16 protein-coding genes are annotated in these 21542 nt (G+C 62.0%); 13 read left to right on the top strand and 3 right to left on the bottom strand.

Going from position 1 to position 21542, the window contains the following annotated elements; translation table 11 throughout:
• The first annotated feature begins 68 nt into the window (after positions 1-68).
• The gene (locus NO876_RS08035; protein ID WP_256421172.1) at positions 69-2162 is read left to right on the top strand and encodes an FAD-dependent monooxygenase; all 2094 of its coding nucleotides are present in this window, start codon (positions 69-71) and stop codon (positions 2160-2162) included.
• Positions 2163-2423: 261 nt separating this feature from the next.
• On the opposite strand, the gene NO876_RS08030 is transcribed toward NO876_RS08035, so the two are convergent.
• A complete protein-coding gene (locus tag NO876_RS08030; RefSeq protein ID WP_256421171.1) occupies positions 2424-2807 on the bottom strand; it encodes a DUF7344 domain-containing protein in 384 nt (127 codons plus the stop codon).
• 468 nt (positions 2808-3275) lie between these two features.
• On the opposite strand from NO876_RS08030, the gene NO876_RS08025 reads away from it, so the two are divergent.
• The 9 genes from NO876_RS08025 to NO876_RS07985 all read left to right on the top strand — a co-directional run bounded on the left by NO876_RS08025 (position 3276) and on the right by NO876_RS07985 (position 14395).
• The gene (locus NO876_RS08025) at positions 3276-3563 is read left to right on the top strand and encodes a HalOD1 output domain-containing protein (RefSeq protein WP_256421170.1); all 288 of its coding nucleotides are present in this window, start codon (positions 3276-3278) and stop codon (positions 3561-3563) included.
• A 384-nt stretch (positions 3564-3947) separates the two neighbouring features.
• Entirely contained in the window at positions 3948-4175 is a 228-nt protein-coding gene (locus tag NO876_RS08020) for a DUF7563 family protein (RefSeq protein WP_256421169.1), read from the top strand.
• A 326-nt stretch (positions 4176-4501) separates the two neighbouring features.
• Positions 4502-5725 carry an FG-GAP repeat domain-containing protein gene (locus NO876_RS08015; RefSeq protein WP_256421168.1) on the top strand — a complete coding sequence of 408 codons (1224 nt, stop codon included), beginning with the start codon at positions 4502-4504 and terminating at the stop codon, positions 5723-5725.
• 553 nt (positions 5726-6278) lie between these two features.
• A complete protein-coding gene (locus tag NO876_RS08010) occupies positions 6279-6581 on the top strand; it encodes a HalOD1 output domain-containing protein (protein ID WP_256421167.1) in 303 nt (100 codons plus the stop codon).
• Positions 6582-6884: 303 nt separating this feature from the next.
• Positions 6885-8063, top strand: coding sequence for a sugar phosphate nucleotidyltransferase (locus tag NO876_RS08005; RefSeq protein WP_256421166.1), 1179 nt, complete (start codon positions 6885-6887; stop codon positions 8061-8063).
• The gene (gene glmS, locus NO876_RS08000; protein ID WP_256421165.1) at positions 8063-9874 is read left to right on the top strand and encodes a glutamine--fructose-6-phosphate transaminase (isomerizing); all 1812 of its coding nucleotides are present in this window, start codon (positions 8063-8065) and stop codon (positions 9872-9874) included. The genes NO876_RS08005 and glmS overlap by 1 nt, the downstream gene beginning before the upstream one ends.
• Before the next feature lie 263 nt (positions 9875-10137).
• On the top strand, positions 10138-11079 hold the full coding sequence (locus tag NO876_RS07995) for an NAD-dependent epimerase/dehydratase family protein (RefSeq protein WP_256421164.1): 942 nt from the start codon (positions 10138-10140) through the stop codon (positions 11077-11079).
• Positions 11080-11339: 260 nt separating this feature from the next.
• Complete coding sequence (locus NO876_RS07990; RefSeq protein WP_256421163.1) at positions 11340-12554, top strand: glycosyltransferase family 4 protein; 1215 nt, start codon at positions 11340-11342, stop codon at positions 12552-12554.
• Positions 12551-14395: an alginate lyase family protein gene (locus NO876_RS07985; RefSeq protein WP_256421162.1), complete on the top strand. Its 1845-nt coding sequence runs from the start codon at positions 12551-12553 to the stop codon at positions 14393-14395. The genes NO876_RS07990 and NO876_RS07985 overlap by 4 nt, the downstream gene beginning before the upstream one ends.
• Before the next feature lie 131 nt (positions 14396-14526).
• Here the strand turns inward: NO876_RS07985 and NO876_RS07980 are convergent, their stop codons facing one another.
• The gene (locus NO876_RS07980) at positions 14527-14838 is read right to left on the bottom strand and encodes a DUF8044 family membrane protein (protein WP_256421161.1); all 312 of its coding nucleotides are present in this window, start codon (positions 14836-14838) and stop codon (positions 14527-14529) included.
• A gap of 969 nt (positions 14839-15807) precedes the next feature.
• Here NO876_RS07980 and NO876_RS07975 point away from each other — a divergent pair.
• Complete coding sequence (locus NO876_RS07975; RefSeq protein ID WP_256421160.1) at positions 15808-17331, top strand: hypothetical protein; 1524 nt, start codon at positions 15808-15810, stop codon at positions 17329-17331.
• A gap of 179 nt (positions 17332-17510) precedes the next feature.
• Positions 17511-18599: a DUF1616 domain-containing protein gene (locus tag NO876_RS07970; RefSeq protein ID WP_256421159.1), complete on the top strand. Its 1089-nt coding sequence runs from the start codon at positions 17511-17513 to the stop codon at positions 18597-18599.
• Between the two features lie 92 nt (positions 18600-18691).
• On the opposite strand, the gene NO876_RS07965 is transcribed toward NO876_RS07970, so the two are convergent.
• Entirely contained in the window at positions 18692-20035 is a 1344-nt protein-coding gene (locus NO876_RS07965; RefSeq protein ID WP_256421158.1) for a right-handed parallel beta-helix repeat-containing protein, read from the bottom strand.
• 436 nt (positions 20036-20471) lie between these two features.
• Between NO876_RS07965 and NO876_RS07960 the strand changes: the two genes are divergently transcribed.
• Positions 20472-21434 (top strand): glycosyltransferase family 2 protein, encoded by a 963-nt coding sequence (locus NO876_RS07960; protein ID WP_256421157.1) that lies wholly within the window; start codon positions 20472-20474, stop codon positions 21432-21434.
• The last annotated feature ends 108 nt before the right edge of the window (positions 21435-21542 follow it).

Raw genomic sequence — 21542 nt, 5'->3', positions numbered from 1 at the left:
GATCGACGACTTCCGAACCGCAATCGACTGCGACGAATTACACACCGAGCACCTATCACGACAGAGTTATGAAAGTCAACACCATCGGCGGCGGCCCAGGCGGACTGTACGCGAGCCTGCTATTGAAGCGAGCACACCCCGACTGGGACGTCACCGTGTACGAGCGAAATCCGCCGGACGTGACGTACGGCTGGGGCATCGTCTTCCCGGACCGAACCATCTCGAACCTCGCCGAGGCGGACGGCCCCTCCCACGAGGCGATCACGGAGGCGTTCGAGCGCTGGGACCCGTTCGACATCCGGACGGACGGCGAGCGCTTCCGCTGCGGCGGCAACACGTTCGCGAGTATGATGCGGACGGATCTCCTCCGCGTGCTCCAGGAGCGCTGTCGGGACGTCGGCGTGGACCTCCAGTTCGAGACAGAGATCACGGATCCCGGTGCGCTCGCGGAGGGATCTGATCTGTGCATCTTCGCCGACGGGATTCACAGCCGCGCCCGCGACGCATTCGCCGAGGAGTTCGGGACGGACGTCGCAGAGGGAGAGGCGAGGTTCTCGTGGTTCGGGACGGAGCAGGACTTCGAGGCGCTCACGCACATCTTCGTCGAGAACGACGACGGTCTCTGGTGTGCCCACACCTATCCGAGTCCGACGAGCACGTTCATCGTCGACTGCGACGCCGAAACGTGGGAACGGTCCGGACTCGCCGAGGCCAGCGAGTCGGAGTACCTCGGGTACCTCGAAGACGTGTTCGCCGATCACCTCGGCGGCCACTCGCTCCTCTCCCAACAGGACCAGTGGCGGACCTTCGAGACGGTCACGAACGAACACTGGCATCACGAGAATATGGTGCTCCTCGGTGACGCTGCACACACGGCTCACTACTCCATCGGATCGGGCACCACGCTCGCGATGGAGGACGCGATCGGCCTGATGGAAGCGTTCGAGGAGCACAGCGACGTCGAGAGTGCGCTCTCGACGTACGAATCCTCCCGGAAGCCGTTCGTGAAGGCGCTGATGTCGGCCGCCGAACGGAGTCGGATCCACTTCGAGGACGTCGCGCGCTACTACGATCTGGCCCCCCGCCAGTTCGCTGTCCACCACCTCACGCGCAGCGGGCGGCTCACGTACGGGAGCCTGAAGCGTCGAGATCCCTCATTCATCAGCGCCTTCGACGAGTGGTTCGCGGCCGAGACCTCGGGCGATGGGGTCGTCGAACCCGCGTACCAGCCGGCGCGGATCGGGGACCTCGAACTCCCGAACCGATTTGTCCGACCGCTCGAACCCTCGTTTTCGGCGGTAGACGGGACGCCGTCGAACGCGCAGCGATCGACGTTCGTCGAGGCGGGCGCAGAAGAGCCAGGATTGCTACTCACCCAGCCGCTCGCCGTGGCACCCGAGGGGCGATCGACCACCGGGACGCCGGGACTGTACGACGACGAGCATGTCGAAGCCTGGAGCGAGGAATTGGCTTCCATTCCCGATAACGTCACTGCCGGCGCACGACTGCATCACGCCGGTGCGAACGGGGCCCGTGAGCCCCGACTCTTCGGGCGCGGTGAACTGGTGGAGCGGGAATCCACGTGGGCGCCGCGGCTCACAGACGAGTTCCCCGCTCGACCGGGCGCGTTCCGGATCGACGAGATGACCGCGAGTGACCGAGAGGACATCACCGAAGATTTCGCCGCGGCCGCACGGCGCGCGAGGGACGCCGGATTCGACTGCCTCTTCCTCGACGCAGGCCCGGAATCGCTGCTCGGTGACGCTCTCACTCGGTCGGACGCCCCTCCCGCCGAGGGCGTTCGATTCCCCCTAGCGGTCGTCGAAGCGGTCGCTGAGGCGTGGCCGGCCGACCGACTGCTCGGGGTTTCGCTCCCGGTTTCGGACGGCGATGGCGACGGTGTCTCACTCCAGGTCGCCTTCGACCTCGTCTGCCGACTCGACCGGGCAGGGTGCGATTTGGTCGCACCCGTCGACGTCTCGACGAGCGGACGCGAGGTCGACCAAAAGGGACCGAGTGATTTCAGCGACGACATCCGAAACGAAACTGGGATCGCCACCCTCGCCACCGTAGCGACGACTTCACTCGACAAAGTAAACACGCTCGTCGCGACGGGTCGAGCAGACCTCTGCTCGTTCCCGCGTTCGCCTCCGGAAAAATAAATTTAATTATATTATATGCGATATTATAATTCGTTGGGTGCGGTCCGTACAGCCACGTCGTGATCGACGTCTCTTCGAAAGCCCGCGGAAACAGTACAACGAGGGGTATGACGATGCATACTGTACAATTTAACAAAAGCACCCGAGGAGAAAGGACCGCCTACCGATCCGGTTCACAACTAATCTATTTTGATAGTTGTGCTCCTCGTACAGAGTGTTTATCAGAAATTCCGTGACAGTCCATCGATAGGGCGTGATTCGTCACCAGTTCCCCGGCAATTCGTCGGTGTGCTCGTCGAGGAGTTCGACGAGCGGACGTAACTCGCCGAAAGTCGGCCCCCGTGCAACGGTGTCGGCCTCCGCGTCCCAGTCGATAACGCCCCGACTGTCCAGCCGTGGGAGATGATTGTGACGGAGTTCGACTGTGAGCCGCTCCCGTCTCGCGTCACTCTCGGAAGCGGGTCCGTCCCCTTCCGTCTTCGACGTCTCCGACAGGGTTTCCAGTAACTCCGGCAGGTCAACTCGTCCGTCGTCCCCGATATCGCGCTCACAGAACGTCCGAAGGAGTTGGTAGCGTGTCTCGTCTGCGAGGAGTTCCAGCGCCTCGTCGGTCGACAGTTCCCCTTCCCCGTTGCCCGGGCTCATCGACCTCTCCCACGTGAGACGGATCGATTCACGATGCAACGCCTGCTTTGTACCTGTGTCAGCTCTCGGCGTCGTCTAATCCGGTGGGCATACATACTGTCTGGTAGACACTTCCACGCGGATCGTTATTAATAACAACTGTTTACCCGATGACAATCGACCTCACGGAAACAGTAATAGACGGCCTAACGGAGTCGACGTGCTCGACAGGGTTGTGATCCGTCACCGGGAGACGATTGGAGAAACCCCGAAGTCAGATGTCTGCATCGAGTTCAGACTGCAACATAGAGTTCTACGGCACTCGGGCACACGCCTCTACTCGCGGCCACGGAGTGAACTTGGAAATCGGAACGAAAAAATAACTCGCGTCCTGACCGGTGAGCAACGAATGAACAGAAAGCACACCCCCGTGATCCGGTCTCGTGTGCACGCCTGTAAGGTGGCGCGGCGAACGCGCCGTGATATGAGATGAAAGAACGGCCTGAACAGGCAGTCTACAGGTACGATTGGGAGGACGTTCCACCGTCTGTCGCCGTCGTCGAGGCACTAAGCGACTGCACCGGTCTCGACCCCACCGACCTCCCGACGTTGAACGATTCGATCGATCCGGACGCGCTCGATGCGCTGTATTCGGACACGACGAGCGATCGGGGGTCGCCCACTGTGTCATTTGCCTACGCCGACGAGACGGTCACTGTCCTTGGAGACGGAACGGTCATTCTGGATCGAAAGTCGTCCCACCGACTCGATCGGTGACGGTTCGCTGTCTCCTCTGTTCACTCGTTCCGAAATAAAAGCGCCCGCCGATCCGACGTTCGCGTCGGCTCGTAATGGGGGGGTGGGTGGGGGATCGCCGGATGACGGGACAGGCGGAATACGTCCTGCCAGACCCTTTGTTAGAGTCTCATTAGCGTCCGTTTCGAACGGGTTAGGTTCGGCTCCGTCTTCGGCTGCATCCTCGAATATCCACGCCGATATTATGTTCTAAGTCGGTTTCTCGAGCCCTATCGGGGGCGTGAATCCCGGAGCTCACACGACCGCACTCCCCCGGGCGATCGGCGGTATAACGAGTTACAAACGCTACACCCTCGTCCGGTATTTCGTATATAACCAAGAGTTCATTGGGATATCGTGGCACGTATGTCCGACCGAAACGCCTCAACGGCGACGACTCGGCAGTGTCGACGGTGTGGATCGGCAGTCAGCAAACAGTTCATCCGCGTCTTCGGTGTCGACAACAGCGTCCACGGGTGTCTCAACTGTCTCACTCGAACGCAGTTGGCCATCGGCGAGGCGGCCGTCCGCGGCGACGGAAACGGAGAGCAGTCACCCCAGCGGCCTCGATGGCCGACCAGTGACCTCCCGTGATTTGAGGGGGGTCCGTGTCCTTCGGACCGAAACGTCGGTAGCGGACGCGCTTGTTCGTCACCGGTCTTGCTGTCGGATGGAATTGTTCGAATAGTCTCTCCTAGGGGATCCTGAATCACCCCCCGAACTGGTATCAACGCGGCGCTCGGGGATCCGATTGCCTGCGATCGTGGAATCGAGCTACTAACGCGGCGGGTACGACCGAGAACGACTGCCCGTCGAATTGATACGGTTGCGTGAATACATACTGAGGCGACGATAACTGGTCGTAAACCGCTTATAGTTACTGTATAGTAAGGGTCCGTGCCGTCCTCGTGGCTCTTACGATGCGATTCGAGCACCACGCTATCGACGACTCGCCGCCGTGTGGGCGTCTCTTCGTCTGTCAACCCACCGATTTGACCGGTGACGGGTATCCCGATCTGATTGTCGGCGGGATGGGTGCAGAGGATCTCCCTGTCCTCGGCGACCGGAGTATCCCGCTCATTGGACGCCTGCTTCGACGACTCGAAAACGACCTGTTCTGGTACGAAAACCCCGGCGCGGGCCGGCACAACGGTGGTTCCGAGTGGACCCGGCACACGATTTCGTCGGCGTCGGACCTCCACGCCCTCGGGAGCACACTGGGTGACGTCAACGGGAACGGACGCCTCGATCTGATCGTCGGGCAGGGGTACGGCCGCAACGACATCTACTGGTTCGAACAACCGTCGGACCCGCGGGACCGGTGGACGAAACACCTGATTGCGGACGACTTCTCGAAGTATCACGACCTGGCTTTCGGCGACGTCGACAACGACGGCGAACCGGAGGTCGTCGGGCTCTCCCAGGAGAGCGAGACGGTCTTTTATTACGACGTCCCGGCCGATCCCTCCCAGTCGCCGTGGCCGAGTGAGCAGCTGACAGTCGTCAGTCGCGGCGTCGACGTCGAGGGACTCGCGATCGTCGATATCGACGGCGACGGCGGCAACGAACTGATCGCCGGAACGGCGATCTACCGAAAGGCAGCGGCGACGGGCGGACCAGACCAGCCGTCCAGTCGGCCGGTCGAAGCCGACGGCGGTGAAGAGTCCGATCTCGCACCGGAGTGGACGCGGGAGCACATCGTCACCGGTTGGGACTGGACCCGCGTCGCCGTCGGCGATCTCGACGACGACGGCGAACTGGAGGTCGTGTTCGCCGAGGGCGACTCCCCGATATACGGGGAACACATGGGGCGAGTCGGGTGGTTCGATCCCCCAAACTGGGAGCCTCACATCCTCAGTGACGAGCTGTACTGCCCGCACACGGTACAGGTCTCCGACTTCGATGGAAACGGTTCTCCCGACATCTACGTCGCCGAGATGGGCCTCGGAGAGAACGACGCATCGGCACAGCACATCCGGTTTCACAACCAGGGCGGCGGCGAGTTCAGAGAAGAAATCGTCGAGTCGGGGATTCCGACCCACGAGGCCAAGGCCGTCGACGTCGACGGAGACGGCCGCCCCGACATCATCGGGAAGTCCTTCGAGCCGAACGTCCACGTCGACGTCTGGTACAACCGGTCCTGATTGCGACGTCAATCGATATTACGCCCTCGGTGTCCGCTGTGCCCCGCCTGTCAAAACGTGTAGACGCCTACGATCGTGTCGTAAACGCTCCTCGACGAAACTTCGGGGGTATCGGCCCCGAAGTCTGGGGTCGAAGATCCATACACAGAGACCGGTACCGCAACTGCGGCGGGATGTCCGGGGTCAAGGGACGCTCGCAGACAGCCGCGGTACGAGTGTACTATCGACCACACCGATATTTGCTATAAATCATCTAAATTCGATAAGGTTGACTTATTTTCTAAAATACCTGTCCGTCAGGCACAGTTATTTTATCATTGCCATTTCCTTCGTGGCGAGGGACCACTGACCGACCGCTGACACTGACAGGGTCGGTGGTCGACCCATACGCCGTAACCTATGGCATCGTTTGCTGCCGATTCCCCGCAGTCTTCGCGTACCCGACCGAAGGCAGTCGTGTGATCGGCTGAACGGCCAAGCAAACGACATTACAGCGGGGCAGATCGACACTGTTTATAGAGGGTAGTCTAAATCCCGGGGCAAGAGAGCCAGTATGAATCCGTCTCAAGCGACTCACCGAAGCGCGGCATCGAACGCTGACGCGTCGACCATCTACCGGACCCGTCGAGACCCTGACGCGTCCGCTACCGTCTCGGTCATCAGGGCTGTCGCCGAAGTCGAAGACGTAACGCCGGGCGATCTGCCCGTACTGGGAGACGTTATCGACCCGGAGGCGCTCGACGGCGTGTTCGAAGACGGCCAGCGCGTCGGCCGATCGAACGCCCGATTATCGTTCGACTACTGTGGATACACCGTCACCGTTACCGAAGACGTAGTCACGCTCGACATTCGGTGAGTCCGCCCTGGAGCGGTCACTGCTCGCTTCACCGACCGATCCACTCCGACTCCGAGGCGCTTCGTCGCGTCGAATATCGATTCGGTCTCGGTCGGCAGTAGGAGTCTCCTAACGAATCCCGCCGTGTCAGAGTTTCTTTTGACGTTCTATAGGATTTTTCAAGGATCTGCATTACAATATCTGTTCAGGCAGCAGATGAGGTATGCATAGTTCCTGTCGGAGTGCGTTCGTGCGTGAACGGAATACCGAGGTGACCGGCGGCACCGTTCGGCCTCGATCGGGTCCTACAGTCGGATTCCGGGTATGACTTCGATCGATCGAGCGGTCGTCCTCGCTGCGGGCGAGGGTCGCCGGACCCGCCCGCTGACTCGGTATCAACCCAAACCGATGCTTCGGGTGGCCGGTCGGCCGATACTCGAATACCCCCTGGACGCGCTCGCCGACAGCGGGGTCGAGTCCGTGGTTCTGGTGGTCGGACACGCGAAAAACCGGATCCAGAACCACTTCGAGAGCAGCTATCGGAACCTCGATCTCACCTACGTCACGCAGTCGACCCAGTTGGGTAGCGGCCACGCGCTCCAGGCGGCAGCAGAGTACGCCGGCGAGACCTTTCTCGTCGTCAACGGCGACAACGTCATCGACGCGACGATGGTCCGCGAGACCGTCAGCCGATACGTCGAGTCGGACGCCGCGGCCTGTCTCGCCGTCGCGTCCTCGAGCCGGACGGCGGAGTACGGGACGGTAGGGATTCGAGACGGACTCGTCGAACGGATCGACGAGTCCGGACACAGTAGGTCCGCACGCGTGAACACGGGCGTGTACGCGTTCGACCGGACGATATTCGACGCGCTCGAACGTACCGACTTCGTCGACGGTGAACGGCCGCTGACGGGCGCGATCGGCGAACTCGCGGGAGACGTCGTCGCGACGACACCCAACGGCGTCTGGTTCGACCCGTCGTATCCCTGGGATCTGCTCTCGACGAACCGGACCCTCATCTATTCCCATCCAGAACTCGTCGCTGCTGTGTCCCCCGTCGACGATTCTGCCCGAGTACACGATTCCGCCGTCGTCGGCGAGAACGTCCTGATCGGACCGGACTGTAAGGTGTCCGCCGGCGCGGTCGTCCGCGACGGGACGTGCCTCCACGCGAGCACGATCGTGGGAGAGAACACGGTGTTGGAGGGCTCGATCGTCGGTCCCGACTCGCGCGTGGGTGCCAACGCCGTGCTCCGAGACACGATCGTCGGCGGCGGAGCGACGATCGGCGACGGGACCGTCTCCCCGGGACGATCGGCGACGGTCGTCCTCGATGGCACCGAGTACACTAACAAAAGGATGGGCGGAGTCGTCGCCGACCGTGCGACGGTCGGTTCCAACGTCACGATCACGCCCGGGTGTCGAATCGGTCCGCGGGGGACCGTCGCCTCCGGCGTCAACCTCGGATACGACGTCTCCGAGGGCGCGGAGGTGAGAGGATAATGTGCGGAATCACCGCCCGGGTCGGCCGCGGCGACGCGGTCGACGAACTCGTCTCGGGGCTCCGAAACCTCGAGTACCGCGGGTACGACTCCGCCGGCATCGCCACCGCGAACGCCGACGGCCTCGACGTCATCAAACGCGCCGGCGAGATCGATGCCCTGTGCGACGCGGTCGAGACGGCATCGATACACGGCCGGATCGGCGTCGGTCACACGCGCTGGTCGACTCACGGCCCCCCGACGGACGCGAACGCGCACCCACACACCGACTGCTTAGAGCAGGTCGCCGTCGTTCACAACGGCATCATCGACAACTACGCCGAACTCAAATCGGAGCTCTCGACGCACGAGTTCACGAGCGAGACGGACACCGAGGTCGTCCCCCACCTCATCGAGGAGTTCCTTTCTGCGGGGTATTCGCCGGAGCAGGCTTTCAGACGGGCGGTCGATCGGATCTCGGGGAGCTACGCGATCGCCGCCGTATTCGAGGAGAGCGACACCGTGTTCGGAACCCGAAGCGGGTCGCCCCTGGTGCTCGGTCGGTCCGAGGACCGGTTCTACCTCGCCAGCGACGTGCCCGCCTTCCTCGAATACACCGACGAAGTCGTCTACATCGAGGACGGCGACGTCGTCACGATGCGTCCGGGCGGCTACGAGATCACGGACGGTGACGGGGTCGCGATCGACCGTCCGGTCGAGACGGTCGAGTGGGATCCGAACGACGCTGGAAAGGGCGGGTACGACCACTATATGCTGAAGGAGATCTACGAGCAGCCGACCGCCCTTCGGCAGACGATCCGCGGACGGAGCAACCAGTTGGACGGCCGCGCGGAACTCGAAGAGCTCCCTCCGGGGGCGTTCTCCGACGTGGAATCGATTCACCTCGTCGCGATGGGGACTTCTTACCACGCGGCGATGTACGCGCAGACCCTGCTCGCCGACCGGGGTATCACTGCACAGGCGTTCCTCTCGGGGGAGTACGGCTCCAACCCGCCGCCCACGGACGACGGGACGCTCGTGATCGCCGTCTCCCAGAGCGGGGAGACGGCCGACACGCTGTCGGCGATCCGGAGTGTGCAGGGCACCGGTGCGCGCACGCTCGCCCTGACGAACGTCGTCGGATCCACGCTCACCCGAGAGTGTGAAGACACGGTGTACATCCGGGCCGGTCCCGAGATCGGCGTCGCGGCCACGAAGTCGTTCTCGGCGCAGGTCGCGACGTTGATCCTCCTGAGTGAGCGGCTGAGTCAGGACATCCACGGCGGGACCCCGGCGGCGACGGGCGATCTGCTCGAGTCGCTGGCGGTGCTCCCCGACGACGTCCAGCGTATCCTCGACGAGTCGACCGCGAAGTCGGTCGCACAGGCGTACCACGACAGCGAGTCGTACTTCTTCATCGGCCGCGACATCGGACACCCCGTCGCGTTGGAGGGCGCGCTGAAGTTCAAGGAGATCACGTACGACCACGCCGAGGGGTTCTCCGCCGCGGAACTGAAACATGGCCCGCTAGCGCTCGTCACCGAACAGACCCCCGTCTTCGCGATTTTCACCGGCCGAAACGACACGAAGACGCTACACAACGTCAAGGAGGTGCGCGCCCGCGACGCTCCGGTGGTAGCGGTCGCCGCGGACGGGTACCACGAGGTCGACGACTACGCCGATCACGTGCTCCGGATTCCGGACACCCACCACGACGTCTCCGGCATCCTTGCCAACGTTCAGCTTCAGCTCGTCTCGTATCTCGCCGCCGACGAACTGTCACGACCGATCGACAAGCCGCGGAACCTCGCCAAGAGCGTCACCGTCGAGTGAAGAGACGGCGTGCGGACGTCCGTCAGCTTGATAACACCTGCGCCCGTGGGTACATATGGGACCTGGTCGCGAGATAGTAAACAGCTTGTGTGCCAGCAACTGTGCCCTACGGTCCGGGTCCCGATTTCACTCGCCGAGCGATTGCCGCAGCGATCGAGCGGCGGGTCGGTCCATCCTTCACCCGCCGGATTTCCGGCCGCGAGAACGGCCGTCGCCGTATCAGGCTCCGACTACTAAACCCACTGTCGCCCGGACTGCCGCGTATGGAAGCACGACGCGTCCTGATCACTGGCGGTTCCGGGTTCATCGGCGGTGCGCTCGTCGACGCCTTCCGGTCGGAAACCGACGTTCGAGTCCTCGATATCGATCCCGAAAAGACGCCTCCCGGTGACGTCGAACTGATCGAGGGCGACGTTCGCGAACGGGAGGTGGTCGAAGAGGCCATAGACGGCGTCGACGTGGTCTTCCACCAGGCGGCGCTGGTGAGCGTCGCGGCCTCGGTCGACGATCCAGTCGAAAGCCACACGGTCAACGCCACCGGCACGCTCAGGGTCCTCGAGGCCGCTCGGCGACACGACGCGAGGGTCGTCCTCGCGTCGAGCGCGGCGGTCTACGGCGATCCCGACAGCGTTCCAGTCTCGGAGACCGACCCGCTCGTTCCCACGTCGCCCTACGGGTTGGATAAGTTAGCCTCTGACCACTACGCCAGACTGTATCACGACCTCTACGGGCTGGAAACCGTCGCGCTCCGCTACTTCAACGTGTACGGTCCCGGGCAGACGGGGGGCGACTACGCCGGGGTAATCCAGGTATTCCTCGAACAGGCCAGGAACGGCGATCCGATCACGGTTCACGGGGACGGTGGGCAGACGCGGGACTTCGTCCACGTCGACGACGTCGTTCGGGCGAACCGGCTGGCCGCCGAGACAGACCACGTCGGGGCCGCGTACAACGTCGGGACCGGGACGTCGACGAGTATCACCCGACTCGCCGAACGCGCCAGGGATGCCGTCGGAAGCGACTCGCCGGTCGTCCACACCGAGGCGCGGGATGGCGACATCCGGCACAGTCGCGCCGACGTCTCTCGGGCCCGGGAGCGGCTCGGATACGAACCGACCGTCGGTCTCGAAGCGGGACTCGAAACGCTCGTCCGCGCGGAGTCGCCGACGGATTCGGACAGCGCCGGTAATGAGCGACAAACGTAGCGGTAGTCGAATCGTAACAATGGGCCCCTCGGCGGTACGTCGCGGTAGTGACTCGTCCGAACCGAACGGGAACGCAGCGTCGACCGCGTGGTTCCGTGGGCCGTACCGACCCCCCACTCGAGCGGGAGCGAAGCGTGTCTGGACCCTGCCCTCCGAGCGGTGGGCGCCCGCGTCGAACAGTTCCGGTTCCGGTCCGAGCCGGGGTGGATCGACGTCGGTGGAAGGGTCAGGGGTTCGGTCCCGAATCGATCAGGTAACCTATGTCTGAAGACAACTCACGCGTCGTCGTCGTCTCCCAGCACTATCCGCCCGATCGGTCGGGGAACGCATCTCGGGTCCGCGACACGTGTACGCACCTCAGCGAGGCCGAGTGGGACGTCACGGTCCTCGCGCCCCCGCCGGCGTTCCCGCACGGACAGTTCTCCCGGACGTGGACCCGGCGGACTTCTCACAGGACAAACGGGGTCACGGTCCACCGCCTGTGGTCGTGGCAGCCGACGTCGACCGACCCGAGTTTCTGGAGTCGGATGGCGTATTACCTCCTCTTCCCGCTGCACGCGATCCTGTGGCTGCTGGTTCACTACCGGGAGTACGACGTGGTCATCACGTCGTCCCCGCCGATATTCACCGGCCTCGCCGGGCTCCCGCTCGGCCTCCTGACGGGGAAACCGTGGGTCGTCGACGTCCGCGACCTCTGGATCGACGCCGCTGTGGGCCTGGATTTCATCGACGATGGCGGGCTCGTCGAACGGGCGAGCCGGTGGTACGAGCGAGTCGTCCTTCGGACGGCCGATCGGATCACCGTCACGACGACCGTCCTCGGAGAGCGGCTCGTCGAACGATACGGAGTAGACGAGGGAATCGTCCGCCACATCCCGAACGGCGTCGACACCGACCAGTATCGACCGACTGGGGGCGAGCCCGACCCGACGATCGTCTACACCGGGAACGTCGGCCACGCACAGGACCTCGACGCCTGCGTTCGAGCGATGGCGTCGATCGAAACGGCCGATGCGACGCTCAAAATCGTCGGTGACGGCGACATAACGGATCGGCTGAAGCGACTGGCTGCCGAGGAGGGCCTCGAGGACCGCGTGGAGTTCACCGGGCTCGTCCCGAGGGAGACGGTTCCGGACGTTCTCAACGATGCGATGATCGGCGTCGCCCCGTTGAAACGCGACTCGACGCTCGAATATGCGGTTCCGACGAAGGCGTACGAATATATGTCGTGTGAGCTCCCCGTCGTCGCTACCGGCGTCGGCGAGATCGAATCGCTGATCGAGGAGTCCGGCGGCGGCCTGTTCGTCGAGAACGACGCCGAACGACTCGCGGCGGTGTTCGATTCGCTGCTCACGGACGCAGAGCGTCGGGAGACCTTCGGCGCGAACGGCCGAGAACACATGATCGAACACTACGACCGCGGCGTCGTCGCCCGCAGGTTGAGTTTGGTTCTCGACGAGGTGCTCGATCGATGACTGATCGGACCGAGACGCCTTCAAACCGGGTTCTTTCCGATCCGATCGGGACCGTCCGACAGTCCGATCGATTGGTGACGACCCCCGGCGACTGGCCGTTGGCGTACCACACGGTCCGGAATATGAAACCCGTTCAGATCGCAGGAATCATCGAACGTCGCCTCCGTCACGCTGTCGTCCCCCGCCTGCCTGTGGACTTCAACGCCCGGTATGAACGGCGGGTCCCCGACGAGCTCTCCATCACGCCGGAACCGATCCGTGCCAACCTCACGAAACTCAGAGAGAGTCTAACTGAAGCCGAGCGGGCGCGTTATCGCGAGGCCGCATCCGAGGCAGCCAACGGCCGATTCACCTTTCTCGACCGGGCGATCGACTTCGGGGATCGGATCGATTGGAATCACGAGCGGATCGACGAGTATCCCCGTCTCTGGCGACTCAAGCTCGAATCCTTTCAGGGGTTCGAGTGGCTGGTGTTGAGCGAGGAGTCTGCCTCGACCGTCGACGACCACCGGGCGGCGCTGGAACGGCAGGCGTTCGAGTGGGACGCAGCGAACCCGATCGGCGAGGGTCCGTACCTCCGTCGCTCGTGGATCCCCCACGCGGTGTCGCTACGGGTACTACACTGGTGTCGCTACGCCGCCTGGTGTGCCGGCGACACGGTTACCGTGCCGGATCGGCTGCTGCGTCTCGTCTACAAGAACGCGTTGTTCCTCGAGAACCACGTGGAACACGACATCGGCGGTAACCACCTGATCGAGAACGCCGTCGCACTGGTCGCCGCCGGCGTGCTGTTCGGAGACCACGACACGGGGTGGGAGTCGATGGGTCTCGATCTGCTCGAGGAGGCTGCACGGAAGCAGTTCCTCGCCGACGGCGGTCACTTCGAGCGAAGTCCGATGTACCATATTACGGTGCTTCGCCGGTACGCTACGGCATACGACCTCCTTTCATCGAATGAGCTCTCGACGACTGTTATCGAGACGACTGCGGAACTCGCGCTGGGATTCCTCTCTCAACTTATCAAACCCGGTGGGAAGATCCCGCTTTTGAACGACTCCGCGTACGGGGAAGCGATCGAAGCGACCACGTGTCTCGCGTACTGCCGGGCCTGTTCGTTGACACCGACGGAGCGCTCACTCCATCACCCCGACGGCACGGGCTATCGAACGCTCTCCACGGACACGGGGACGCTCCTCTTTGACGTCGGTGACGTCGGCCCGACGCACCTCCCCGCGCACTCCCACAACGACCAACTGAGTGTCCTTCTCTGGGTGGACGGCGATCCGGTCCTCGCTGACACCGGCGTCTACGATTACGAAGCGAACGAACGTCGACAGTACGCACGGAGCGTGGCGGCACACAATACTGCACAGTACGGCGGGATCGAACCGATTCCGATCGGTGGGAGCTTCCTGATGGGAAAGCGCACGTCCGTTTCAGTCGTCGACGACGACCCCGGACGGATCGAGGCTCGGCACTCTCGGCGCTCCATTGCTGGCACCTCCTACGAACACCGACGGACGGTCGCGACAATCGACTCGGGGTGGGAGATCGCTGATACGGTCACGGGGGATCCCGCCGCGACGTACACCGTTCGGTATCACTTTCATCCGACTACGGACGTCTGTGAGTCGTCCGACGACGCCACCGAGTTCTCTGTGCGTCGCGACGGCGACCGGATCGCGTCGGTTCGGTTTTCCGGGACTGATCGGGTTCGACTCACGCAAACCCCATACTTCGAGGAGTATGGGCGTGAGCAATTCAGGGCGATGATCGCCCTCAAAGCGTCAACGGGGAGCGATGTCGTCACCCGGTTCTCGGCCGACACGGTATCAGGCTGAGCCTCGACTGAAGCGGTGGCGCGGGGTTCCCTTCTGCTCACGGCTTCGCCGTTCGCACGGTCGGTGGACCCGAAGGTTCCGCTCTTTCCTCGAGCGCGTTCGGTCGACCCGGCATCGGATCGGACTGCGGTTCAAATCCCCAGTTCCTGTGCCCGTTGGAAGACCCAGTATCCGAGGACCACGAACCCACCGCGAGAAATCCACACAGAGAGTCTCCACCATCGGCGATTCGATTCAGCAGGTTCAAACAAGAGACTCCCGGAGAGAAATCCGACGAACGCGAGGACGAACACTGATTCTATTGAGGCCATCCCGAACGAAGCGACGATCGGAACCGACACAGCGAGCCACCCGACCTGCGTTGCAATGAACAGTCGGAACCTGTCTATCTCGGATGTTTCGTTATTTCGCATTCGGAGTAGGGATTCCGTGTATTCACCCATCGTGTGTCACCCATTCGTGGACAACGGGCCGCCAAAACCTGATGAGGAGTTTGTACCTGGTCGGCCCGTATAGACCTCGATGGGACACATCGAAATCAGCCACCTGTCTCGTCCTATCCGGGCGATAGCGGAAGTTCTCTCCCGAGCGACGGTGTTCATCGATGATCCTGAGTTGGCATACAGACCACTTAATTAATGAGTTAAAAACGTGTGAACTCACGGGTCGACCCTCCTCGTCCTGTGCTGTCGACGACAACACACTCCCGCCTCTCGAGTACTGGAACGGATGGCTGTATACTACTGGATACAACTGTTTATGATTGCGTGTGTCCACGAGGTAGCGATAACCACTGAGTATCGTAGCCGTTGGAACCGTTTGCACAACCGCTCGTGTCACTGGTCGTAGGAGCAGACTAACAAACCCCCCGCAGCACCAGCATCGACTGAAGAGACCCACTACAATATGAGACGAAAGCGTTGCACGACGACCGGAGGTCGCTCGTTTACCTCACAGCCGAGAGTCCCCTCGGTACCGCGTAGCCAGGATGGATCTGTGGGAGCGTCGTTGGGCCGTGTCTTCTCGCTTGCGGAGCACGGCTGGGCGTCCGAACTGGCGTCTCGTAGGAATCTCTCCGCGCAGTTCGAGCAACCGTCTCCGGGCCAGTTAGGACACCGAACCGATACACGGAGCGAATCGTCGTGAGGCGCATCCCCTCGAAGTTGCTCGTCGGTGGAGGGTTCGGAATCGTCTCGATACTAGCGGGTATCATTTTGCTGACTCCTCCCGCTAACCAGTACGAGATATCGATCTATCGGGTGTTCCCGTGGTACTTTTGGGCGATGCTGATCGCCTCGACAGTTATCGGTCAAGTGCTCATTCTTCGGAGCGCGTTTACCGACGGGAAATCGAGATCGGACTGGCAGTTGGGTGTCCTACTGATACTCCTCTGTAACTCGATTCTCGTCTTTATGCCATACCTTCGAGGCTACACCTACTTCGAGCGAGCAGACGTCCTCACCCACCTGGGACTCATACGAATCATCCAGACTACTGGGACGTTCAGCACCGAAAACATCTATCCGAATATCCATCAACTCGTCCTCAGCCTCTCGTACGCCACGGGCCTCGAACCGATGCGCGTGATCAACGCCGTCTCGGGCGTCATCAGCATCTTTTCGATACTCTCGGCTATCGCATTGGTCGCGACGGTGTACGACAGGCGACGGGCACTGTTCTGCATCCCGTTCGTCTGTCTGTTGATCGGCGGAACGGCACATATGAACGCGTCCCCCTTCGCGCAGAGTATGTTGATTCTCCCGTTCGTGCTCTATTTGTTCGTCAAAGAACAGCAGACGCAGGCGTTCGGTATTCGGCTCGCATTAGCCGTTTCGCTCGTGGCTCTCGTCATCTATCACCCGCTGACGACGCTCTTCGCGCTGATATTCTTCATAATCTACGCCGGTTTCCAGACGTCGATAGTCCGCAATGCACTGTTGTCTTCAGACGGCGCCAACTCCGCCCCAACCGGATCGGGAACTGTTCGTCGCCTCACACTGGGGATGTTCATCGTGTGGTACTACAACTTCGCGGGGATGCTTATCCGAGCGGAGTCGGTTCTGACCACGCTGTTTGGTTCCTCGGGTGGCGAGTCTCCACTCGACGCGGCCAGTTCCACCGTTTCTCGGACGTCTCCTGCGTTAGTCGATCTGCTCAGGATTCTGTTATTAGAGTACGGGATCTCGATGATTCTGCTGGGGGCCAGTGGACTCCATTTCTCGAAAATGCTCGTCAAACGCGCTCGGGGTCGGATCTCGAAGAACGTCTTCGAGCTCTCGTTTTCCGCAACTGCGATGGCGTTCGCCGGCGTCGCCGTTCTGTTTCTCCTCTTCGACCTCATTGTCGGGTTCGGTCGTCCGCTGATGGCCGCGCGATATTTCGCCGTGCTTGTTGTCGGCTCGTTTTTCTTCGACCTCTACAAGCGTGTTAACTGGAATCCAAACGTCCCGCGAGCGATGGTTGTTGTTCTGACAATACTGGTCGTCTTTTCGGTACTCGGGGCTCACCACTCCCCGCTGACGATGCGAACCAACCAGCAGGTGACCGATATGGAACTAGACGGCGCAGGGTGGCACCTGACATCTGGCAGCGAAGATATTCCACACACGGAGTACGGAATTAAACTATATCGATTTGAGGACGCCCTGATCGGATTCCAGTCCGACAACGTCACGAAGGATCCCGATCCACCGCCGGATCACTTCGGATACGCCGACGGTGAGACCCTCGGTGCCAAGTACAACGAAAGCCACTACCTGGTGATCACGTCTGCCGGCCGTCAGTTCTATCCGGAAGTCTGGCCGGATTACCGTCAGTTCTGGCGGTACACGGCCGAGGACTTCGATCGACTCGAGACCGATCCGACGGTCTCGCAGGTGTACGCCAACGGCGGGTACGATACGTATCTCGTCAACGGGACAAACACTCCCGCCTGACTGGAGCGATAGAAAATGCTCAAACCTGTTAGAGACGGAGTAACAATCAGCTCACTAGGGAATTCTCGAACAATAATGACCAGTAGGAGCCACCGCCGGGGCCGGACAGTCGATCGATATAACACGCGTGAGCAACTTCGAACGGAGGACCGCGTTCTAACTCGTGGACCGAGTCGAATATGACCAGGAGCCACTCTTCGAGGAGGACGTTCGCAACCTGGCTGGATCTCGTGGCAACCGTCGTGCTGGCTCTGCTCACGATCGTCCCTGTCTTGATCCCGGGAGAACAGGGCCTCTTGGGACTATTGCGAGTTCCGCTCGGGTTCGTATTCGTGTTCCTCTTGCCCGGGTACGCGGTCCAGTCGGCGCTGTATCCCGCTAGTAGCCTCGACACGCACGACCGGTTCTCTGCGGGGATGGAGAACGCGGAAACGAAGCGTGGACCCACTCCGTTAGAGCGGCTCGTTCTATCGGTCGGATTGAGCGTCGTCACCGTTCCACTAGTCGGCCTCGTTTGGAACTTCACCCCGTGGGGAATCGCGATTCAGCAGGTGCTCGGGAGCCTCGCCGCCGTTGTCGTCGTTGCAGTGGTCCTCGGCGCGTATCGACGGGCTAAACTCCGGCCCGAGGACCGTTTTCGTCTCCCGCTTGAACGGATATCGACGGAGTACTGGCCGGCGCTCGAAGGGAGGACAACTCGCGAGAAGAGGCTCAACATCGCGGTCGCCCTCCTCGTCGTTTTCGCAGTCATCGCTGTGGGAACGGCAATCGCGATGCCCAAGGGGGGCGAAGAATACACCGAACTGTATCTGCTGAGTGAAGACCCCGAATCCGGAACGCTGACTGCCAGTGAGTATCCTGAAACATTCACCCCTGGCGAGCCACAGGAACTCCACGTCGGCATCGGGAATCGCGAAACCCACTCGGCTACGTATACGGTAGTCGTGAAACTCCAGGAGATCGAACCGGTCACCGGCGAACGAAACGTCGTCGAAGAAACGGAACTCGACCGGTTCAGTACGACCGTCGAATCCGGCCAAAGCGAGCGGATTTCGCGAACTGTCACGCCCGACTCGAGCGTGACGGGTCAGAACCTTCGGTTGGTATTTCTCCTGTATGAGGGCACACCAGCTGCCGATGCGTCCGTCGCGAACGCGTATCGGGAGGTCCATCTCTGGGTGACCGTATCACCGTCGAATAGCGAGGACGTTCCGAACGTCGAAGCCGTCAGTCCGTATCCCGCCGACCGGCGCGTAACCGGCATCTAGCAATGAACGACGCGCCGATGACTTCGCTCACAATGCCGTCTCAAACGAGACGAAGTCTTCATTGAGGATTACGTCTTCGGGAGGGTAGCGGTCTACAGCGACGCGCCGACATCGATAGCTCTTGGAACGTCTACTGCCATCGAATCGTCATTGGCGATCGTGTCCACCGCCACGTCGCTGAGCTGTCCCAGGCTGTCGTCGGGACCGTCGTGAACGAGTCGGTCGATCGAACCGGTGCAGTTCTCCAAGTGCATCGCCGATCCGGTGCCCGTCTCGTACACCGCCAGCTCTCCGACGTCGAACTTCCTGCCCTCGTCCGTGACAACGACTGCGGCGGGCTGCGACGCTTCGGTGTTCGTATTTTTGATGAGTATCTGATCGCCGGTGATGGTTCCTCCAGCTGGAAACAGGAGCCCCGGATCGGTCGCGTTCTCGATGCAGACGTTGTTGAGGACCAGGTCGCCGCCGGTTCGGTCTGGGGGAATGTTGTACACCCCGGGCTCAGTTCGGAGGTTCGAGATCCGCGTGTTCTCGATGATCTGTTTATTCGTCGTATCGTTCTGTTTGACGCCGTAGCCGCAGTCGTCGATGACGCACCCGGTTATCACCATATTCCCGCCGCTGTTATCCGCACCCGCGCCGGTGTTTCCCTGCAGGAGGCACCGCTGGATCAGCGTCTGCCCGTTCGGGTTGTTGCCGATAGACGTGGCGACGCCGTGGCCGTCCCTCCCCGTCTCGGCCTCCTGCTTGCGGCCGTTCAGCAGGATTGAACTATCGTAGATACTGGTTCCTGGCTCCCGTAGCTGCAGCCCGTTCGTCGCCCAGTCGTATATCACGCAGTTCCGGATCTCGACGGGGTAGCCGTTCCCGTTGGCGCTCTGAACCTCGATCCCGTTCGCGATGTTGTAATCCTGTTTGAGGCCTTGCCCGTCGAGCATAAGGTCACGAATCGTTATGCCGGTTATGTCGTCTCTCCGGCTCGGCGTGATAACGATACCCCGGTGAACAGAGTTGTGACCCGGCGCCATTTTCAACCGGGTCGCGTCCGGGCCCTCACCGGCGATCGTCACTCCCCGGTGGCGGTGCACTAAGAGGATGGCGTCGGCCAACCCGCTGCCGATGAGTATTTCCCCCTCCGGGAGACGGACCGTCCCGTCCGGGGCCGCTTCATCCAAGGCTGCCATCAGCGCCTCCGTATCGTCCGTCTCTCCGTCGGCGATGCCACCGTGGTCTTCGAGGTGGACTCCCGGTTTAGGTTCCGGCGTGGCGGTTTCCTCCGAGGCGTGCGGCTTGTCTGGGTCCTTCTCTGGCAGTACTTCGCGCGCATCGTCGGTACGGCTGTCGAGGATCGAACTCAATTGATTTATTGCTGTGGCTCCTCCTGCCACCGCGAGGAGAGCGATAACTGCACGGCGGCTGAGGTCTTCGTCGTCCATCGTTCGAGAGTATACGTGCATCCGCGCCCAGAGTATATATTTATACCACTGCTACCTCTCGGGCACCGCATAGGCAACCTTCGAGAAGTGATTAATAACCTCGTAACGGCAGTCGACGTCGCCAGCTAACCGGGACGGGACCGCCTTGCCACCTCGCCGCTCGATGTCCGATACTGTCGGGCGTAACTGTGTGAATCGATTCGACACCACGTGGTTCCGAATCACCCGCGGACGTGCGTCCGACCGTATGAGAGCGGACGACTGGACTCTCTCACCGACGTGCGAAGCCGTGAGTGGGTTAGAATCGATATAACAAACCGGACGACACGCGATCACCGAGCCGTATGTACCCACTCACCACCACGTATCGACCCCGCTGGATAGCTCGCCCGCCGGCGCCTCGACGACGATGACGCGTCGTTCGGGCTCCGATAACGTGGCGGATCGTTCCGACTCGCCGGACGAGGCCGACCGGCCGACGGTGAGCGTCGTCATCACGACGTACGATCGGCCGTCCTACCTCCCGGGGGCGGTCGAGACGGTAGCCGAACAGACGTACGACCCCGTGGAACTGATAGTCGTCGACGACGCGTCGCCGACGATGGCCTCCGAGGTGGTCTCGACGGACGCCCACGGGTTCTCGTCGTTCGAGATCGTTCGCCACGACGAGAACAGGGGGCCGAACGCCGCACGAAACACCGGCATATCGGCCGCAAGCGGCGAGTACATCGCGTTTCTCGACGACGACGACAGGTGGATGCCGGAGAAACTCGACCAGCAGGTCGCCCGATTCGAGGCAGGTGACCCCGATCTCGGTGTCGTCTCGACGGGATGGAAGCGGGTCCACGACGGCTCGATCGAGGAGGTCTGGCTGCCGCCCGATGTCACGGGAGACGTCACTAAAGCGCTCCTGTGTGAGAACGTCGTCGGGACCCAGTCAGCCGTGATGGTCCGCACGTCGATCGCGAAGCGGGTTCCGCTCGACGAGCGGTTTCCCCGCTGGGCGGACCAAGAGTGGTACGTCTCGCTGTCGACGGAGTGTGCGTTCGATCGTATCCGCGATCCGCTCGTCATCCACGAGTTCGAGACGCACAACCGGATCTCCTACGACACGGCGAAACTGTACGAGGGGCACCGGCTTTTCGTCGAGAAGTACCTGCCGCTGGCGGCCGAGTACGGACCGGTGATGAAGCGGAAGATGCGGGGCTGGGCGGACTTCCGCGCCGGCAAGTCCCTGCTCCATATGGGCGAGTACGGGATGGCCCGCCGGTTCCTGATCAGTGCCGTTCGGTGGTACCCACTGGAGCCGACCTTCTACGCGTACGCCGGTTCGTCGCTCGGCGGACGGTGGACGCACTCTGCCGCTCGATCGCTGAACGAGATCACGCCGCTCGGATAGCCCGCTGACGCGCCCTCCCGGACCTTCTCGTCTCTCCTTCCCTTTGGTCCCGGATTAGATCCGTTCTCCGCCTCGGGTTCGTACTGCTGGACCCAGTCCGTGAGACCG

It is taken from the genome of Halobellus rarus (assembly GCF_024494595.1).
GTDB classification, from domain to species: domain Archaea; phylum Halobacteriota; class Halobacteria; order Halobacteriales; family Haloferacaceae; genus Haloquadratum; species Haloquadratum rarum.
This window is presented reverse-complemented; position numbering and strand designations above follow the sequence as displayed.

Bases quoted from the DNA above. Each gene is read 5' to 3' on its own strand.
- NO876_RS07990 (WP_256421163.1), top strand. From the start codon at position 11,340: ATGTCTGAAGACAACTCACGCGTCGTCGTCGTCTCCCAGCACTATCCG.
- NO876_RS08030 (WP_256421171.1), bottom strand. From the start codon at position 2,807: ATGAGCCCGGGCAACGGGGAAGGGGAACTGTCGACCGACGAGGCGCTG.
- NO876_RS07965 (WP_256421158.1), bottom strand. From the start codon at position 20,035: ATGGACGACGAAGACCTCAGCCGCCGTGCAGTTATCGCTCTCCTCGCG.
- NO876_RS08005 (WP_256421166.1), top strand. From the start codon at position 6,885: ATGACTTCGATCGATCGAGCGGTCGTCCTCGCTGCGGGCGAGGGTCGC.
- NO876_RS08035 (WP_256421172.1), top strand. From the start codon at position 69: ATGAAAGTCAACACCATCGGCGGCGGCCCAGGCGGACTGTACGCGAGC.
- NO876_RS07970 (WP_256421159.1), top strand. From the start codon at position 17,511: ATGACCAGGAGCCACTCTTCGAGGAGGACGTTCGCAACCTGGCTGGAT.
- NO876_RS08010 (WP_256421167.1), top strand. From the start codon at position 6,279: ATGAATCCGTCTCAAGCGACTCACCGAAGCGCGGCATCGAACGCTGAC.
- NO876_RS07980 (WP_256421161.1), bottom strand. From the start codon at position 14,838: ATGGGTGAATACACGGAATCCCTACTCCGAATGCGAAATAACGAAACA.
- NO876_RS07985 (WP_256421162.1), top strand. From the start codon at position 12,551: ATGACTGATCGGACCGAGACGCCTTCAAACCGGGTTCTTTCCGATCCG.
- NO876_RS08025 (WP_256421170.1), top strand. From the start codon at position 3,276: ATGAAAGAACGGCCTGAACAGGCAGTCTACAGGTACGATTGGGAGGAC.
- NO876_RS07995 (WP_256421164.1), top strand. From the start codon at position 10,138: ATGGAAGCACGACGCGTCCTGATCACTGGCGGTTCCGGGTTCATCGGC.
- glmS (WP_256421165.1), top strand. From the start codon at position 8,063: ATGTGCGGAATCACCGCCCGGGTCGGCCGCGGCGACGCGGTCGACGAA.
- NO876_RS08020 (WP_256421169.1), top strand. From the start codon at position 3,948: ATGTCCGACCGAAACGCCTCAACGGCGACGACTCGGCAGTGTCGACGG.
- NO876_RS07975 (WP_256421160.1), top strand. From the start codon at position 15,808: ATGCCATACCTTCGAGGCTACACCTACTTCGAGCGAGCAGACGTCCTC.
- NO876_RS08015 (WP_256421168.1), top strand. From the start codon at position 4,502: ATGCGATTCGAGCACCACGCTATCGACGACTCGCCGCCGTGTGGGCGT.